We start from the raw sequence: 17,406 nt of genomic DNA on the forward strand, positions 1-17,406 counted from the left end.
GCCGCCCACCCGAGGAGTCATAGTGGACACCACCGCCCCCGCGGCCAATCCGGCTGTCGAGCGATCAGCCATCCGGAAGGTCTCGATCCGTCTCGTGCCGTTCGTGGCGCTGATGTTCTTCATCAACTACCTGGACCGCACCGCGATCGGCTTCGCCGCCCCCAACGGCATGAACGAGGATCTCGCGCTCTCCGCCGCCCAATTCGGCTTCGCATCCGGCGTCTTCTTCATCGGCTACATCCTGCTCGAGGTGCCCAGCAACCTCGCGCTCAACAAGTTCGGTGCCCGCCGCTGGCTCGCCCGCATCATGGTCACCTGGGGCATCGTCGCGGTTCTGTTCACCTGGGTCGCCAACTTCGAACAGCTCGCGATCCTCCGCTTCGTGCTCGGTGTCGCTGAAGCCGGCTTCTTCCCCGGCGCGATCCTCTTCCTGAGCCTCTGGGTCCCGGCCAAGCACCGCAGCAAGATCCTCGCCCTCTTCTACCTGGCGCAGCCGCTCACCACCGTCATCGGCGCACCCCTCGCCGGGTGGCTCATCGGCCAGCACGGCGTGTTCTTCGGTCTCGAGGGCTGGCGCTTCATGTTCCTCGGCGTCGGACTCCCGGCCATCCTCATCGGCGTCATCGCCTGGTTCTACCTGAAGGACCGCCCCGCGGACGCCAAGTGGCTCACCACCGAGGAGCAGGTCTGGCTCACGGCGGCCCTCGCGCACGAGAAGGCCACCACCGAGCAGAAGCAGGGCCACGTCAGCCTCAAGCACGCGTTCACGAGCGGTCGCGTCTGGATGCTCGCGTTCATCTACTTCGGCTTCATCTACGGCCTCTACGCGCTCGGCTTCTTCCTCCCCACGATCATCGAGGGCTTCCAGGAGACGTTCGGCACCGAGTTCAACGTCATGCAGAAGGGCCTCATCACGGCGATCCCATACGTGCCGGCCGCCATCGCCCTGTACTTCTGGTCGCGTGACGCGACGCGTCGTGGTCTGAAGACCTGGCACATCGTGATCCCCGCGATCGTCGGTGCCGTGAGCATCCCGCTCGCGCTCTTCGCCAACTCGCCCGCCCTCACCATCGCGATCATCGCGGTCACCGCCATGGCGATCTTCGCCGCGCTGCCGAACTTCTGGACGCTGCCCACGCAGTTCCTCACCGGCGCGGCAGCGGCCGCGGGTATCGCACTCATCAACACGGTCGGCAACCTCGCCGGGTTCTCGGCGCCGTACATCACCGGTGCCGTCGCGGACCTCACCAAGGTCGGCGACACCCCGCAGTACGTCGTCCCGATGTTCATCGTCGGTGGCTTCATGATGATCTCCGCCACGCTCATGGTCATCCTCTCGAAGCAGCGGAGCTCTCGCGAGCTGCGCGTCTCGCACGACGACCTCACGGGTAAGACCCGATGACGCGCCTCTTCAACGACCCGGCGGACTTCGCCGACGAGATGATCGACGGCTTCGTCGCCGCGAACCGCAACCAGGTCCGGCGCGTGACCGGCGGCGTCGTCCGGAGCACCCGGACGCCCGAGGGCACGGTCGCGCTCGTCATCGGCGGTGGCTCCGGCCACTACCCGGCGTTCGGCGGCATCGTCGGCCAGGGCCTCGCGCACGGTGCGGCGATGGGCAACCTGTTCGCGTCGCCGTCCGCCCACCAGGTCGAGTCGGTCGCGAAGGCCGCGCAGCGCGGGGGCGGCGTCCTCCTCAGCTACGGCAACTACGCGGGCGACGTGCTCCACTTCACCCAGGCGCAGGACGCGCTGAACGCGGCGGGCATCCCCACCCGCAGCGTCGCCGTCACCGACGACATCTCGAGCGCGCCCCTCGCCGAGAAGCACAAGCGTCGGGGCATCGCCGGCGACCTCACCGTCTTCAAGTCGGCCGCCGCCGCAGCCGAGGCTGGCTACGACCTCGACGAGGTCGTCCGCGTCGCCACCCACGCGAACGAGCGCACCCGGTCCTTCGGCGTCGCGTTCAGTGGCTGCACCCTGCCGGGCGCGACCGAGCCGCTGTTCACCGTGCCCGAGGGTCGGATGGCGGTCGGCATGGGCATCCACGGCGAGCCCGGCATCGACGAGACCGACGTGCCGACGGCCGATGAACTCGCCACCCTGCTCGTCTCCTCGCTGCTCGCGGAACTGCCCGAGGGCGTCTCCGAGGCCGCGGGCGCTCGCGTCGGCGTCATCCTCAACGGGCTCGGCTCGGTGAAGTACGAGGAACTGTTCGTCGTCTACCGTGCGGTCGCCGCGCAGCTCGAGGCCGCAGGGGTGGAGATCGTCGACCCCGAGGTCGGCGAGCTCGTCACGAGCTTCGACATGGCCGGCGTCTCGCTCACGCTCTTCTGGTTGGACGAGGAGCTCGAGGGCTTCTGGGCTGCCGGTGCCGACACCCCCGCCTACCGCAAGGGCGTCGTCGCAGCGGCCGAGCAGCTCGACCCCTCGGAGCTCGTCGCCGAGACGGCTGCCGAGATCCCCGAGTCCACCGACGCGTCACGGGCCGCCGCCGCGGTCGTGGTCGAGGCCCTCGACGCGCTGGTCCAGGTCATCGACACGAACGTCGAGGAGCTCGGACGGATCGACGCCGTCGCGGGTGACGGCGACCACGGCATCGGCATGCAGCGCGGTGCTCGTGCCGCCGTCACCGCCGCACACACCGCCGCCGATGCCGGGGCCGGTGCCCACACCGTCCTGCACCTGGCCGGCGACGCCTGGGCGGACCGCGCCGGCGGCACGTCCGGCGCCCTGTGGGGCCTCGCGCTCCGCTCGGTCGGAACCGCCCTCGGCGACGAGGCCGCACCAGGCCGCAGCGACGTCGCGACCGGCGTGCAGGCCGCGGTCGACGGCATCATGTCGTTCGGCAAGGCCGAGGTCGGACAGAAGACGATGGTCGACGCGCTCGTGCCGTTCACCACCACGTTGAGTGCAGCCGTCGCCGACGGTTCCGACCTCGTCGCCGCCTGGACGACCGCCGCTACGGCTGCCTCCACCGCTGCCGCTGAGACCGCGGACCTCCTGCCGAAGATGGGCCGCGCCCGTCCGCACGCCGAGAAGAGTCTCGGTACCGTCGACGCCGGTGCCTACTCGTTCGGCCTGATCGTCACGGCGATCGTCCCCGTCCTCGAGCGCGCCGCCGGCACCACCGCACCGGACGGCTCCACCAGCACCACCACCAACGAAGGAGTACACGCATGACCGATCAGCTGCGCATCGTCATCGGCTCGGATGACGCCGGGTTCGACTACAAGGAGATCGTCAAGCGCGACCTCGAGCAGCACGACGGCGTCGCCTCGCTCGTCGACGTGGGCGTGGACGCCGATGGCCACACCGCCTACCCGCGCGTCGCGATCGCCGCCGCGGAACTCGTCGCGTCCGGCCAGGCCGACCGCGCGCTCCTCTTCTGCGGCACCGGCCTGGGCGTCGCGATCGCCGCCAACAAGGTCGCCGGCATCCGCGCCGTCACCGCACACGACAGCTTCTCGGTCGAGCGCGGTGTCCTCAGCAACAACGCGCAGGTCCTGACGATGGGCCAGCGCGTCATCGGCATCGAGCTCGCCCGCCGCCTCGTCCGCGAGTGGCTCACTTACCGCTTCGACGAGACCAGCGCGAGCGCCGAGAAGGTCGCCGTCATCGGTGAGTACGAGGCGACGGGCTCCTGCTGATGACCACCCCGTCCCCGTCGGCCGTGCCCACGTCGACCGCGCCCCGCGTGGTCGGCGTGAGCCTGAAGATGTACTTCGGCCACGCGCAGACCCTCGAGTGGATCGAGCAGGTGGGCGCCTTGGCCCGTCGGCACGAGGCCGTGGTCGACGGTCGCGTGCGACTGTTCGTCATCCCCGGCTACCTCGCGGTCGCGCCGTCGGTAGCGGCCCTCGCCGGGACGGGCGTGCTGGTCGGAGCACAGGACCTCGCGAGCGCGGACCGTGGCGCGTTCACCGGTGAGGTCGGCGGCCCCGAGCTCGCCGAAGTCGGCGTCGCCGTGGTCGAGGTCGGCCACGCGGAGCGCCGCTCCCTCTTCGGCGAGACCGACGAGGTCGTCGCCGAGAAGACCGCCGCGGCCCTCCGCAACGGCCTCTCGCCGGTCCTCTGCATCGGCGAGGTCGAGCGCACGACGCCCGAGGCGGCTGCGACGGAGTGCGTGCGCCAGCTGGACTCCGCGCTCGCCGATGCCGTGGCGGGGCCGGTGATCGTCGCCTACGAGCCCGTGTGGGCGATCGGTGCGGCTGAACCCGCGTCTGCCGAGTACGTGCGAGCCGTCGGCGCGATCCTGCAACAATCGATCGCCGAGCGTCCCGACCGGGTCGGCAGTTCCGTCGTCTACGGCGGCAGTGCGGGTCCCGGTCTGCTGACCGCCCTCGGTGACGACGTCGACGGCGTGTTCCTCGGACGCTTCGCCCACGACGTCGCGGCGCTCGAGGCCGTGCTCGACGAGGCCCTTCGACAGGCTCAGGATGGCACCCTTCGACAAGCTCAGGATGGCACCCTTCGACAGGCTCAGGGACCGAGGACAGCATGATCGGCTTCGGCACCTACACCTTCTTCTGGGAGGGCTCCGAGCTCGCATCCGAGCGCTTGAGCGTCATCGGCATGATCGAGCGCACGGCCGACGCCGGCGTCGAACTCTTCCAGATCTGCGACGACGCCCGCATCGAGACGATGTCCGACGATGAGCTGCGCCAGATCGCCGAGGTCGCGCGCGAGCGTGGGGTCACCCTCGAACTCGGGACGAAGGGGATCGCGGTCGCGCACCTCGAACGCTTCCTCCACATCGCCACCGTGCTGGGCGCGAAGCTCCTGCGCAGCATGGTCACGTCGGGCGACGACCGGCCTTCCCACGCGGACGCCGTCGATCGACTCCGCGCGGTGCTCCCGGCGTTCGAAGCGGCCGGCGTGACGATCGCGCTCGAGACCTACGAGCAGCTGTCGTCGCAGGAGCTCGTCGACCTCGTGAGCGCCGTCGACCACCCGAACCTCGGGATCTGCCTCGACCCGGCCAACACCGTCGCACGACTCGAACACCCGAGCGACGTGATCGCCCGCACCGCCCCGTACGTCCGCAACATCCACGTCAAGGATTTCGCGTTCACCCGTCGGGGTGGCTGGGTCGGCTTCACCCTCGAGGGTGCCCCGCTCGGCACCGGCCTGCTCGACTACCCCGCCCTCACCGCCGTCGTCCGACCGGACGAACGCGGTGTCAACCAGATCATCGAACACTGGCTCCCGCTCGGCGACTCCATCACGGAGACGATCGAGCTCGAGCGCACGTGGACCGCACACAACCTGCAGTACCTGAGAGAAGGAAGATCATGACCGACACCACCACCGTCGCGGACCAGCTCACCATCGCCGTCATCGGCGCGGGCGGCAAGATGGGCATGCGCGTCTCCAACAACCTCGTGAAGACCAGCCACACCGTCTTCTACAGCGAGGTCTCGCCCGCCGGCCAGGAGCGCGTGACCGAGGCCGGTCGCGAGCTCACCGAGACCGATGCGGCCGTCACCGACGCCGACGTCGTCATCCTCGCCGTCCCGGACCTCGCCCTCAAGGCCGTGTCCGCCGGCGTCGTCCCGCTCATGAAGTCGGGCGCCGTGCTCCTCACGCTCGACCCGGCCGCAGCGTACGCGGGTCTGCTGACGCGTCGCGACGACGTCATCCAGGCCGTCACGCACCCCTGCCACCCGTCGGTCTTCGTCGAGCGCCACACGCCCGAGGAGTACGCGGACACCTTCGGTGGCATCGCCGCTCTCCAGGACGCCATCGCGGCGATCGAGTCCGACGACGCTGAGAAGCAGGCGCAGGTCGAGGCCGTCGTCCGGGCGATCTTCGCCCCAGTCGGTGAGGTCCACTGGGTCACGGTCAAGCAGCTCGCGCAGCTCGAGCCGACCCTCGTGGAGACGATCGCCTGCATGATCGGTGCGCTCCTCAAGGAGTCGCTCGACGAGGCCGTCAACACCATGGGTGTGCCGGAGCCGGCCGCTCGTGCGATCCTCCTCGGCCACACGCAGGTCGCCCTCGCGAACTCGCTCAAGGGCGACAACCCGTTCTCCGACGCATGCCTCATCGCGATGGACTACGGCCGCAGCGCGATCATCAAGGACGACTGGAAGAAGGTCTTCCAGGACGACGAGCTCGACAAGAACCTCGCCGCCATGCTCCACCTCGACAAGATCGAGCGGTAACCCACTTCCCCGACTGTTCGCAATTCAGGACGTGCCCGGCGCGTCGGCCCGCTCCACCCCCGATCCGGGTCGGCGCGCCGCGGCGGTCCTGAATTGCGAACGTCGCATGCGGTCAACCGGTTGTGCCGGATAGGCTGCAGACGACCCGATGCACCACCCCGCGACAGCCACTGCGACACCCGCGACACCACCCCCCCAACACCGCACGAGAGACAGGCGACGATGACTGGACGACTTGCAGGAAAGACCGCGCTCGTGACGGGTGCCGGATCGGGGATCGGACGTTCGGTCGCCGAACGGTTCGCGCGGGAGGATGCCGCCGTGGTCTTCTCCGACCGCGACATCCAGGCCGCCCGCGATGCGGCGGCACCCTTCCCGACCGCCATCGCCGTGCGACTCGACATCGCCGACGAAGCGAGCGTCGAGGCCGCCTTCGCGGTCATGGACGCCGCCGGGAAGACCCCGGACGTCGTCGTCGCGAACGCCGGCGTGCAGCTCTTCGGCCAGGACGCGAAGATCGCCGACCTCGACCTCGAGGTCTGGCAGCGCACGGTCGACATCAACCTCACCGGCACCTTCCTCACTGCGAAGCACGCCGTCCGCGCCATGCTCGGCCGGGGCGGCTCGATCATCCTCACGGGCAGCCCGACCGGTCTCAACGGCGAGGGCGCCGACTTCACGGCGTACAGCTCCACGAAGGCCGGGATCCACGGCCTCGGCCGGACCGTCGCCGCGGCCTACGCCGATCAGGGGATCCGCGTGAACACCGTCGTCCCCGGCTACACGGAGACCCCGCTCGTCACCGCGATCTCCGGCGACCCCGAGTCCCGCGCCGCGATCGTCGGGCGCATCCCGCTCGGTCGTCCCGGCCAGGCCTCGGACGTCGAGGGCATCATGGTGTACCTCGCCAGCGACGAGTCGAGCTTCGCCACCGGAGCGACCTTCCGGGTCGACGGCGGCATGACGAGCCTCTGAGCCGACGATCATGACCTCGCGTTCGGGAACCACCTTCGGCGTCGCATCCGACCTCCTGCTCGACCGCGAGCGCGACGCCCTCGCCGTCGGCCGGGGGCCCTGGTCGGCCTCGCTCCGCGGCTCTGAGCTGGACGACATCGCCTTCGACGGCGAGCTCGTGCTGCGCAGCATCCGCTTCGTCGTCCGCGACCAGGACTGGAAGACGTTGCCCGTCATCGTCGACGCGGTCGACCACACGACGAGCGGCCTGCATCTGCGCGGCCGCGCCGGTGACGACGGCGAGGTCGTCGCCTGGTCCCTGTCGGTCGACCTCGGCGCGTCGACACTGCGGGTCGCCGTCCGGGCCGAGGTGACCGCCGCGTTCCGCCGGGCGCGCATCGGCCTCATCGTGCTGCAGTCGCCGACCCTGGCCGGCACCGAGCTCATCGTCGGCCACCCGGAGGGCTCCACGACGACCACGCGCCTCCCGGATCACGTCGCTCCGCATCAGCCGGCGATCCGCATCGAGTCCCTCGCCTGGACCGGCGACCGCATCGCGACCACGGCCCGCTTCAGCGGTGACGTCTTCGAGATGGAGGACCAGCGCAACTGGACCGACGCCTCGTTCAAGACCTACTCGACGCCGCTCTCGTTGCCGTTCCCCGTCGCGCTGGCGGTCGGTGACGTCGTCGAGCAGTCCGTCGAGGTCAGCTGTGCGCGGGTCGACGCTGCCGAGCCCGCCGACGCCCCGCTGGCGACGCCGCTCGCCGTGACCGTCGTGCCCGAGACGGAGTTCGCGGCGCAACGAGAGGACCCGGTACCTGAGCCTGTCGACGGGCGGATCGGCACGCCACTCGACAGCGTCGTCCCGGCGATCTCGACCTCGGTCTCCAGCGACCCCGATGGCGGTCGCGCTGGTGCGGTGGTCCCCGACACGATCACCGGGATCCTCGTGGAGATCGATCCGACGAACCAGGACTGGCCGGCCATCCTCGACCGAGCCGTGCGCCAGGCCGGCACCAGACCCCTCGACCTCCGACTCGTGCTCGGGACGGGCGAGGAGGCCGAGCCGGTGCTGCGACGGCTCCGCGACGCGGCCGTGCCCGTCATGCGCGTCGGGGCGTTCCATCGCCGCACCCACCTCTCGGAGGTCACGCTGTTGACCGCGCTCGGCGACGTCCTGCGAACCCTGTGGGCCGAGGGCCCACCGCACCCCGAGCTCGTCGGCGGCACCCGCGCGCACTTCACCGAGCTGAACCGCAACCACGCGCGCCTCGAGCGCTGGACGGGCCCCGTGGCGTTCAGCATCACGCCGTTCATGCACGACCGCGGCGGGCACCAGCTCGTCGAGTCGCTCGGCATGCAGGCGGTCGTCGTGGCGGACGCTGTCAGGATCGCCGACGGCCGCCCGCTGCACCTCGGGCCGGTCACGCTCGGCGCCCGCTACAACGCGGTCGCCACCACGCGGGCGAGCGCCGGTGACTCCCGTGACCCGGAACTCCGTGCGGGCTTCGGCGCGGAGCACGTACCCGGCGCGACGGACGACCGGCAGTCGGCCGAGGCACTCGGCGCCTGGGTCGTCGGCAGTGTCGCGGCGCTGGCCGTCTCCGGTGTCGAATCGCTGTCGTACTTCGAGGCGACCGGACCGCGTGGGCTCGTCGCGGCCGACGGGACGCTCACGGTCGCGGGCCGGGCGCTCGGGTGGATCGCCGAGCTCAGCGGACGGCAGCGCGTCGCGGTCGAGATCGGCGGGGTGTCGCTCGGTGCCGGGTCGTCCGTCGCCGGGCCACCCGTCTCGTCGGCCGGTGTGACCGCGATCGCCGCCGTCGATGCCGCCGGCGAGACCGTCGTGATCCTCGGCAACCTCGGCGAGACATCGGTCCGGGTCGTCCTGACCGGCACGTCCGAGCCGCGCGCCGTGGAACTCGCTGCGGGTGCGGTGGACCGGGTCGTGATCGCCCGTTCGGGTTCGTAGATCCTGCTCAGGCGAGCGTGCGGCGCAGGATGGCGAGGTCGAGCCAGCGGCCGAACTTCGTCCCGACCTCCGGCAGCAGGCCGACCTGCTCGAACCCGAGCTTCGTGTGCAGGGCGATCGATGCGGTGTTCTCGGCCTCGATGAGGGCGAGCATGACGTGGTGGCCGTCGGCCGTGGCGCGTTTCAGCAGCTCGACCATGAGCGCCTTCCCGAGGCCGCGTCCCTGTGCGTCCGGGTGCACGTACACGGAGTTCTCGACGGTGTGGCGGTACCCGTCCTTCGCGGCGTACGGACCGTAACTGCCGTAGGCGAGGACGTCACCCTCGGGGAGCGCGTCGTCGGGACCGTCGGCGATGGCGACGAGTGCGACCCGGCCCGGCTCCTGGTGGCGGGCGAGCCATGCCTCGCGCTCGGCGAGGTCGGGTGTGACCTCGGTCCAGATCGCGACACCGTTCGCGACGGCGTCGGTGTGGATGGCGAGGACGCCAGGCAGGTCGGCGGGTTCGGCGAGACGGATGTGCATGCATCGATCGTAGAGCGCCCTTCGACAAGCTCAGGGACCGGTGGAGTTGGGCTCAGGGACCGGTGATGTTGGGCTCAGGGGTCGGCCGTAGGGAGCCGGGGCGCCCTTCGACAAGCTCAGGCACCGATGGTGTGCGGCTCAGGGACCGACGGTGTCGGGCTCAGGGACCGGGAAGCCCAGGGCTCAGGGGCCCGTTGCCCGCGACGGGTAGATTCGAGGCATGTCCTCTTCCACTCCGCTCCCGATGGAGCAGCTCACCGCCGTCCTGAACGCCGAAGTCGCCCGCTACGCCGCGCGCGGATGGACGGTGTCGTCGGTGCAGGGCCAGCAGGCCGTGCTGCAGCGACAGAAGCGCATCGGCTGGTTCTGGAACCTGATCCTGACGCTCATCACCGGCGGACTCTGGCTCATCGTCGTGATCATCCGCGTCGTGAACCGCAAGGTCGAGTCGCTCATCGTGACGGTCGACGCCTACGGTCGCATCTCCACGCGACGCTGACGGTCGGAGCATGAGCGAGCGCGGCGAGAGCGATCCCCGGGAGACCGACGCCAGAGCTGTCATCGCCGCCGAGCGCGCCCGCGTCCAGCGGCGGACGCTCACGGTCGTCGTCATCAGCCAGGTCCTCGGCGGCGCCGGTCTCGCCGCCGGGGTGACGGTCGGGGCGCTCCTCGTGCAGGACGTCCTCGGCAGCATGAGCCTCGCGGGCGTCGCAGCCGCGCTCCTGACCCTCGGCTCCGCGCTCACCGCCTTCCTCGTCGGGCGCGTCACCCAGCGGCTCGGCCGGCGCATCGGGCTCGGACTCGGATTCGCGGCGGGTGGCGTCGGCGCGATCGGTGTGGTCGTGGCCGCCACCACCGCCCTGGTGCCGCTCCTCTTCCTGTCGCTCTTCGTCTACGGCGCTGGCACGGCCACGAACCTCCAGGCGCGCTACGCGGGGACCGACCTCGCGACCCCGGCCCGACGTGGTTCGGCGATCAGCGTCGCGATGGTGTCGACGACACTCGGCGCCGTCGCCGGACCCAACCTCGTCGAGCCGCTGGGATCGTTCGCGACCGGCCTCGGGCTGCCGTCGCTCGCCGGGCCGTTCCTCCTCGCCGCGGTCGCCTACCTCGCGGCCGGGACGGCGTTCCTCGTGCTGCTCCGACCCGACCCGTTCCTCCTCGCTCGACGTCTCGATGCCGAGCTCGCGCAGCTGGAGGTGGAGCGGACCGCCGCGGAGCAGGTGGGATCGAAGCAGGTGTCGCCGACGACCGCCGCACGCCCGCGTCCCGGCGTCGGCGCCTACGTCGGCGCCGCGGTCATGGTGGTCACGCAGATCGCGATGGTCGCCATCATGACGATGACGCCCGTGCACATGCGGGCGCACCATCACGGCCTGGGCGAGGTCGGTCTCGTGATCGGCATCCACATCGCCGCGATGTACCTGCCGTCGCTCGTCACCGGTGTCCTCGTCGACCGCATCGGCCGCACGCCGATGGCGATCGCCGCGGGCGTGACCCTGCTGCTCGCGGGTGTGACGGGAGCCCTCGCTCCGGTGGATTCGCTGGGCCTGCTGATCCTTGCGCTCGCGCTCCTCGGCCTCGGCTGGAACTTCGGCCTCATCGCGGGCACCGCGCTCGTCGTCGACCACACCGTGCCGGCCAACCGCGCACGCACCCAGGGCACGCTCGATGTCCTCATCGCCCTCGCCGGCGCAGGTGCCGGCGTCATGTCGGGTGTGGTGATGGCCGGGGTCGGCTACGAGGCGCTGTCGATCGCGGGCGGGGTGCTCGCGCTCCTGCTCATCCCCGTGCTGCTCTGGGCCCGCCGGGTCACGCCTCGCGGGTGAGCCCGCTCGCCGCTGAGCTGGCGACTTCAGAGGAATCGGTAGACATCCTGGGCGAACTTCGGCACACCCGCCTGAGCGAGCGACTGCAGCAACTCGTCCATCGTGAGCGAAGGCGACTCGTAGGTGGCGTCGAGATGCTCGAGCACTGAAAGGGTGACACCCGGGTACAGGTCCAGCTGATCGAGGAGGAACTCGTCCGGATGGACGACCTCGATGTCGAACAGGCTCACGGACTCCGGTGGGAAGTCGGTGATGTTGAAGGTCACCAACACCTCGGCATTGGCGCGGACCGCCGCGGCCAGGACGTGGCGGTGCTTCGGATCACAGGTCATCCCATCGATCAGATCGTCGTATCCGCTCACCAACGCGTCGGGGAAGGCGCGCCCCATCGTGGACAGCCGTTTCTCGACGAGCGTCACGTCGACCCCGTGACCCCGAAGATTCCGGTCGAGCTCGGTCATGACGCCCACCGACCACAGCGGTCGGAACGCGCCGCGGTGGGCAAGCCACAAGAACACGTCATTCAGGGTCGAACCGTACAGCGCACACGTGTCGAAGAATGCGGGAAATGCCATGCCCTCGCGTCAGTCCTCGTCGAGGCGCTTCAGCGTCGGCATCGACTCGGAACGAAGTGCGGATCCTTGGCCCGCCCGAGCCAGATCCGTCAGCGCGTCGCGACGTTCGCTCCGCGCTTGTTCCTGGAACTCGACGACATCGCGAAGCATCACCCGTCGGTGGCGTCCGCGCTTTTCGTGAGCGATCTCTCCCTGTTCGAGGAGTTTCACCAACGTCGGTCGCGATACGCCGAGGAAGTCGGCCGCTTCCTGCGTCGTCATCTGCGTGCTGTAGGGCGCGACCGTGACTCCGTGACCGTTGGCCAACGCGTTCGCGACCTGCTCGAGCGCGCGGAAGATCTCGTCGGGGATGGACCGCTGGGAGCCGTCAGGAGCCACGAGCGCCGCCTGGCTCGCGTGTGTGGTGAGGTACGACTCGATCGCCCGGAGCGTCTTCGCGAAATCGACGATGTCGGCCCGGGTGTCGCCGTCGGGAAGGTAGGTGCGAGGCTTGCTGGTCGCGCGAGGCGTGTCGAGGGGATTCACAACTCGATTCTATTCGAAAGATTCGAAAAGAACCTGGCTATTCGGCTGCGGCGGGTACGCGGACCGTGAGGGCGCCGGGCTCGATCCAGGTGTTGATCGCGACGGCCTTGCCGAAACCGTCGCCGTCGAGCTCGATCTCCTCAGGCTTCGACATGCGGGCGATGAAGCGCTTCGCGGTGCCGTAGCGGAGCTCGCCGTCGTCCTTCTGTTTGCCGGCAAGGGCCTTGCCCGCCTTCGTCCGGCGGAGGACGCCGTTCACCCAGGCGACCTTCGCCCAGATGCGGATCCAGCCGAGGATTCCGCCGGGACGCATGAACATGAGGTCGAACAGCCCGTCGTCGACGACCGCGTCGGGCAGCAAGAGGATGTTGGCGGGGAGCGAGCCGCAGTTCCCGATGATGACGGTGTGGACGGTCGCGCGCGTCTGCGGCTCGTCGTCGATCCGGAACCGCAGGTGCAGCTCGTCCGGGTCGCGCAACGACTTCACGATCGCATCGACGTAGGCGGCCCAACCGGCCTTGGCCTTGAGGTCGTCGTCGGTGTTCTTGATCATCTTCGCGTCGATGCCCATGCCGGCCATGACGACGAACACATGGCGGTCGCGGGAGTGGTCGGCGCGCTCGATGTCGATGACACCGAGGTCGATCGCCTTGTCCGTGCCGGTGAAGGCCGTGATGACGGAGCCGGGCAGGTCGTTGAGCGTGAGGTCGAGGTTCCGGGCGAGCAGGTTGCCGGTGCCCGACGGGAGCAGGGCGAGCGGGATGCCGCTGCCGCGGAGGCCCTCCGAGACGGCGCGGACGGTGCCGTCACCGCCGGCCGCGATGACGAGGTCGACGCCCGCTGCGATGGCATCGGCGGTGACCCCCTGGCCGACGTCGTCGACGGACGTCTCGAACCAGAGCGACTCGGCCCATCCTGCGTCGGACGCCGAGCGCTCGACCGATTCACGGAGTGCGTCGAGGTCGACCTTCACCGGGTTGTAGATGATGGCGGCGACCTTCGTGGCGGTGGCGTCGGCCGGCGCGGTCGTGCTCTCAGGAGTCGTCATCCGATCAGCATAGGAGCGGAGACGCGGACGAGGGGGATCCCGCTCACGGGTTGACGCGGCACGTGGGTTCTGTAGATGGCGGAAGAGTATCGTTGACTGCTTGCAGGCACCGTCCATGCCCGCCACGAACGCAGTGTCCGCGGCGGCCTCCCCATCGTGATTGCGACATCGTGAAGATCCTCTCCATCCAGTCAGCCGTGGCCTACGGGCACGTCGGCAACTCCGCGGCAGTGTTCCCCCTCCAGCGCATCGGCGTCGAGGTGATCCCGGTCAACACGGTGAACTTCTCGAACCACACCGGGTACGGCGCGTGGCGCGGGCCCCTGATCTCGCCCGAGCAGGTCGGCGAGGTCATCACCGGTGTCGAGGAGCGCGGTGCGTTCCCGCAGATCGACGTCGTGCTCTCGGGCTACCAGGGCGGCGTCGGCATCGGCGACGTCATCGTGGACGCGGTACAGCGGGTCAAGGCGGCGAACCCCGACGCGCTCTACGCGTGCGACCCGGTCATGGGCAACGCGAAGTCCGGCTGCTTCGTCGCCCCGGAGATCCCCGACCTGCTGCGCGACCGCGTCGTGCCGAACGCCGACATCATCACGCCGAACCAGTTCGAGCTGGGCTTCCTCACGGGCACCGAGCCCGCGTCCCTCGAGTCCACGCTGGCGTCGGTCGAACTCGCGCGCGCGATGGGTCCGTCGGTCGTCCTGGTGACGAGCGTCGAGCGTCCCGACCGCGACCCCGAGACGATCGAGATGCTCGTCGTGGACGATGCCGGTCGGTGGATCGTCCAGACGCCGCTGCTGCCGTTCAAGGCGAACGGCTCGGGCGACGTGACGGCCGCCCTGTTCGCCGCCCACTACGGCGAGACGCGCGACGCGAAGCTCGCCCTCGAGCGCACGGCGTCGAGTGTGTTCGACCTCGTCGAGCTCACGTACCGCTCGGGCCAGCGGGAGCTGCAGCTCGTCGAGGCGCAGGAGTTCTACGCGAACCCGCGGATGCAGTTCACCGCGACGGCGGTCTGAGCCCGACTCCAGCTCCTCCGCTCCCCTTCCGGTCCCTCCGCTCCCTTTCCGGTCCCTGAGCGCCCCATCCGGTCCCTGAGCTTGTCGAAGGGCGGGGTTGTCCGTGTGCACTTCGACAGGCTCAGTGACCGGGGAAGGTGTCTCGAACGGTTTCCGATCCCTCAGCTTGTCGAAGGGCGGCACTTCGACAAGCTCAGTGACCAGGGTGGCTCAGCGCCCTCCGTCACCGCACGGCGCGGCAGGCGAGGTGGAGCGCGAGGCGCACCTCCGGGTCCGCCATGTCGACGCCGAGGAGCTCCTGCGCGCGGGTGATCCGCGTCGCGACGGTGTTGCGGTGCAACCCGAGCGCGGCGGCCGTCGGTGCGACCGCGGACTCGTGGTCGAGGTAGGCGGACAACGTCGTCAGCAGCTCACCGTTGCCGGTCTGCAACGGTGCGAGGAGCGACCGCGCCGCCGGGACGAAGGTGTCGTTGCCGGTCCAGGCGAGCAGGAGCTGTTCCAGGCCGAGGCCGTCCACCCGCACGAACCAGCCCGTCGTGGACCGGTTCGCGGCGATGCGCACCGCGTCGGACGCCTCCCCGAGTGATGAGGTGAGACCCGCCGATCCGCTCGCCAGCGACCCGACGGCCGTCGCGACGTTGAACGAGCGCCGCGCCTCCACGTGCAGGTCGCGGAGGGCGGCGATGTACCGCTCGACCTGCGGTGGCTCCGGTGGCTCGGCGAAGGTCAGCCAACCGCTCACCCCGCGTCCGCTCGTCGTCGCGTGGGAGTCCACGGCGATCCGACCGAGCGCACCGGTGACGAAGCGGAGGAGTTGTAGGGCGTCGACCCGGCTCCGGCCGACGATGCGGAACGCGAGGTGGTAGCCGGTCGTCCGCCAGCCCCGCTCGAGCATCCGGCGCTCGACGTCGGGATCGGGGCGGCCTCGGAGGTCCACGAAGTCCCGCAGGACGCCGGACGACACGGACGCGTCACTGACTTCGGCGACCTCATCGATGAGGATCCGCGCCGCGACGGCGGGCATGGCGACCTCGGCTGCGACCGCGAGCGCACTCAGTTGTCGGTCGTCGAGTCCGTCCCCGAAGAACGCGACCCGGAGGCCCTCCCGACTCGGGCTGTCGACCCGGACCGATGCCGCAGCGCCCTGCCCGGCCTTCGTCAGGTCGACCCAGGGGCCGAAGTCGATCGCCGCGTGCACCTCCGACGGTAACCGCCCGCCGGCCTCGAGCAGGACGCCCTCGCTGTCGATGAGGGCGATCCCGTGGCCGATGCTCGTCGAGAGGTGGCGGAGCAGGTCGGCCAGTCCCTCGGCGTGGTACTCGATGGACTGCGCGACCTTGCGGACGTACCCGAGGGTCAGGGAGTCGCGGGCCTCGACGAGCTGCCAGCACGCCTTCGCGAGCAGCATCGGTCGGTCGACGTGCAGGAGCGAGAAGCCGAGTCGGTCGGCGAGCGCGCGCGTCCCCGCGCCGAAGCCGTCGGCCTCCGGGATCGCCAGGGCGAGGAAGCCGCGATCCCGGGTGCGACGGACGAGTGCGTCCTGCTGCCATGGCCTCGTGGGTGGGGCTCCGGTCACCACGGCGAGTCGGCCGGCGCCGTCCTCGGGGAGGGCCGCCTCGTTCGTCTCGACCACCACGCCGGCCCAGTTGGCGTCGGCCGGGCCGGCGACGAGCCGCACGCCACCGTTGTCGGGGTGCGCGAGGAGCGCGCCCAACTGCAGGCGATCGCTCATGCCGGGACCTCGTCGGTTCGGACCTCGTCGAGCTCGTCCAGGCCGTAGGCGGACGGGAGCACATGGCGGAGTCGCTCCGGGGAGCCGGACCACCAGTCCGGACCGTCGACCCGGATGACGGCGACGTGTCTCGCCATCGAGATCGCCGTGACCTCGAGGATGTCCCGGGAGACCGCGTCGACCACGACGATGAGGTCCGGCGCGGCGGCTTCGAGTCGTCCGTCGGTCATGAACGCGAGCGTCTCGGAGCGGGCGACGAGACGGTGCAGCGCGCCACTGCTCCCGTCGATCCCGAAGGTGAGCACGTGCGGGTCCCGGGAGTCCGGCTCGATGCTGCTGACCCGTCCCTCCGCGAGGAGCCGTCCACCCAGCGACTCGGCCAGGGCGGTCAGCGGGCCGTCGATCCGTGCGAGGAACGCCCCGCCCAGCTCGAGTGCCCGGGCGGCGTTCCCGACGATGGCGTGCGCGCGGAGGTCGCCGACGGTGAAGCCAGCGAACACCATGCCGCCGCTGCCGCCGGCCTGCACGATCGCCGCGCGGACGACGCGTTCGATGTCGAGAGCACGCTCGGTCTCGACGAGCGCGACCCCGCCGGCACCGGTGTCGCAGGTGACGACGATGCCCGGGACCTCGTCCACGAGGATCGACATCTGGTCGAGCGAGGGGACGGCACGCCCGGTCAGATCAGCGTCGACGATGGTCCTCCCCGCGGCGAATGCGAAGGGGGTGAGCCCGTTGACCCCGCCACCCTCCAACGAACAGATGGCCGGGATGCGGTGTCCGAGCCAGCGTTCCGCGGCCCCGATCAGCCGCCCGAACGGGTCCGTGCCGGGCAGGCGCTCACTGAGCAGCATCGTGGAACCGACGAAGCCGACGGCGAGACACGGGGTCTCCGGGTCGAGGTCGTCGACGCTGTGGAGGTCGAACGGCCAGGCGCGCTCGTCGCGGAGCGCCAGCTCGAGCATCGTCGTCGCGCCGCCACCTCCCGAGCCCAGGATCGCGAACCCCGTCGCCAGGGCGGGGAGGCGATCGCGCTCGAGGAGGGTCGGCATGCCCTCA

17 protein-coding genes are annotated in these 17,406 nt (G+C 70.3%); 11 read left to right on the forward strand and 6 right to left on the reverse strand.

The features are described from left to right. Positions 1-22 precede the first annotated feature (22 nt). From IFU30_RS01970 to IFU30_RS02005, 8 genes are all read left to right on the forward strand, one after another. Positions 23-1,402 carry an MFS transporter gene (locus tag IFU30_RS01970; protein WP_229940051.1) on the forward strand — a complete coding sequence of 460 codons (1,380 nt, stop codon included), beginning with the start codon at positions 23-25 and terminating at the stop codon, positions 1,400-1,402. Next, complete coding sequence (locus IFU30_RS01975) at positions 1,399-3,183, forward strand: dihydroxyacetone kinase family protein (protein ID WP_192004124.1); 1,785 nt, start codon at positions 1,399-1,401, stop codon at positions 3,181-3,183. The genes IFU30_RS01970 and IFU30_RS01975 overlap by 4 nt, the downstream gene beginning before the upstream one ends. Further along, the gene (locus IFU30_RS01980; protein WP_064295405.1) at positions 3,180-3,650 is read left to right on the forward strand and encodes a ribose-5-phosphate isomerase; all 471 of its coding nucleotides are present in this window, start codon (positions 3,180-3,182) and stop codon (positions 3,648-3,650) included. Before IFU30_RS01975 ends, IFU30_RS01980 begins: the two co-directional genes overlap by 4 nt. Then, the gene (locus IFU30_RS01985; protein ID WP_192004125.1) at positions 3,650-4,504 is read left to right on the forward strand and encodes a triose-phosphate isomerase family protein; all 855 of its coding nucleotides are present in this window, start codon (positions 3,650-3,652) and stop codon (positions 4,502-4,504) included. Before IFU30_RS01980 ends, IFU30_RS01985 begins: the two co-directional genes overlap by 1 nt. Then, positions 4,501-5,298, forward strand: coding sequence for a sugar phosphate isomerase/epimerase family protein (locus tag IFU30_RS01990; RefSeq protein WP_192004126.1), 798 nt, complete (start codon positions 4,501-4,503; stop codon positions 5,296-5,298). Before IFU30_RS01985 ends, IFU30_RS01990 begins: the two co-directional genes overlap by 4 nt. Beyond that, positions 5,295-6,167, forward strand: coding sequence for a phosphogluconate dehydrogenase C-terminal domain-containing protein (locus tag IFU30_RS01995; protein ID WP_079704514.1), 873 nt, complete (start codon positions 5,295-5,297; stop codon positions 6,165-6,167). The genes IFU30_RS01990 and IFU30_RS01995 overlap by 4 nt, the downstream gene beginning before the upstream one ends. Before the next feature lie 222 nt (positions 6,168-6,389). Continuing rightward, positions 6,390-7,142 carry an SDR family NAD(P)-dependent oxidoreductase gene (locus tag IFU30_RS02000; RefSeq protein WP_192004127.1) on the forward strand — a complete coding sequence of 251 codons (753 nt, stop codon included), beginning with the start codon at positions 6,390-6,392 and terminating at the stop codon, positions 7,140-7,142. A 10-nt stretch (positions 7,143-7,152) separates the two neighbouring features. Next, positions 7,153-9,096 carry a hypothetical protein gene (locus IFU30_RS02005; protein ID WP_192004128.1) on the forward strand — a complete coding sequence of 648 codons (1,944 nt, stop codon included), beginning with the start codon at positions 7,153-7,155 and terminating at the stop codon, positions 9,094-9,096. 7 nt (positions 9,097-9,103) lie between these two features. Here IFU30_RS02005 and IFU30_RS02010 read toward each other — a convergent pair whose 3' ends face one another. After that, the gene (locus tag IFU30_RS02010) at positions 9,104-9,619 is read right to left on the reverse strand and encodes a GNAT family N-acetyltransferase (RefSeq protein ID WP_192004129.1); all 516 of its coding nucleotides are present in this window, start codon (positions 9,617-9,619) and stop codon (positions 9,104-9,106) included. Between the two features lie 220 nt (positions 9,620-9,839). On the opposite strand from IFU30_RS02010, the gene IFU30_RS02015 reads away from it, so the two are divergent. Further along, positions 9,840-10,118 (forward strand): hypothetical protein, encoded by a 279-nt coding sequence (locus IFU30_RS02015; protein WP_138945899.1) that lies wholly within the window; start codon positions 9,840-9,842, stop codon positions 10,116-10,118. Positions 10,119-10,128: 10 nt separating this feature from the next. Further along, positions 10,129-11,448, forward strand: a complete 1,320-nt coding sequence (locus tag IFU30_RS02020) for an MFS transporter (RefSeq protein WP_192004130.1) — start codon at positions 10,129-10,131, stop codon at positions 11,446-11,448. 26 nt (positions 11,449-11,474) lie between these two features. Here the strand turns inward: IFU30_RS02020 and IFU30_RS02025 are convergent, their stop codons facing one another. Genes IFU30_RS02025 through IFU30_RS02035 form a run of 3 tightly spaced genes read right to left on the reverse strand, consistent with a single transcriptional unit; the run spans position 11,475 to position 13,596 of the window. Next, positions 11,475-12,023, reverse strand: coding sequence for a PIN domain-containing protein (locus IFU30_RS02025; protein WP_192004131.1), 549 nt, complete (start codon positions 12,021-12,023; stop codon positions 11,475-11,477). A 9-nt stretch (positions 12,024-12,032) separates the two neighbouring features. Further along, positions 12,033-12,548 (reverse strand): excisionase family DNA-binding protein, encoded by a 516-nt coding sequence (locus IFU30_RS20810; RefSeq protein ID WP_192004132.1) that lies wholly within the window; start codon positions 12,546-12,548, stop codon positions 12,033-12,035. 37 nt (positions 12,549-12,585) lie between these two features. Then, the gene (locus tag IFU30_RS02035) at positions 12,586-13,596 is read right to left on the reverse strand and encodes a diacylglycerol/lipid kinase family protein (RefSeq protein ID WP_124768036.1); all 1,011 of its coding nucleotides are present in this window, start codon (positions 13,594-13,596) and stop codon (positions 12,586-12,588) included. A 170-nt stretch (positions 13,597-13,766) separates the two neighbouring features. Here IFU30_RS02035 and pdxY point away from each other — a divergent pair, with 170 nt between their 5' ends. Further along, positions 13,767-14,615 (forward strand): pyridoxal kinase PdxY, encoded by an 849-nt coding sequence (gene pdxY / locus IFU30_RS02040; RefSeq protein ID WP_079704522.1) that lies wholly within the window; start codon positions 13,767-13,769, stop codon positions 14,613-14,615. Between the two features lie 223 nt (positions 14,616-14,838). On the opposite strand, the gene IFU30_RS02045 is transcribed toward pdxY, so the two are convergent. Both IFU30_RS02045 and IFU30_RS02050 read right to left on the reverse strand, forming a co-directional pair. Then, positions 14,839-16,347, reverse strand: coding sequence for a PucR family transcriptional regulator (locus IFU30_RS02045; protein ID WP_124768040.1), 1,509 nt, complete (start codon positions 16,345-16,347; stop codon positions 14,839-14,841). Next, positions 16,344-17,399, reverse strand: coding sequence for a DUF917 domain-containing protein (locus IFU30_RS02050; RefSeq protein ID WP_124768041.1), 1,056 nt, complete (start codon positions 17,397-17,399; stop codon positions 16,344-16,346). Before IFU30_RS02050 ends, IFU30_RS02045 begins: the two co-directional genes overlap by 4 nt. Between the last annotated feature and the right edge of the window lie 7 nt (positions 17,400-17,406).

Origin of the sequence: Plantibacter sp. CFBP 8798, from assembly GCF_014841195.1 — a bacterium.
Lineage (GTDB): Bacteria > Actinomycetota > Actinomycetes > Actinomycetales > Microbacteriaceae > Plantibacter > Plantibacter auratus.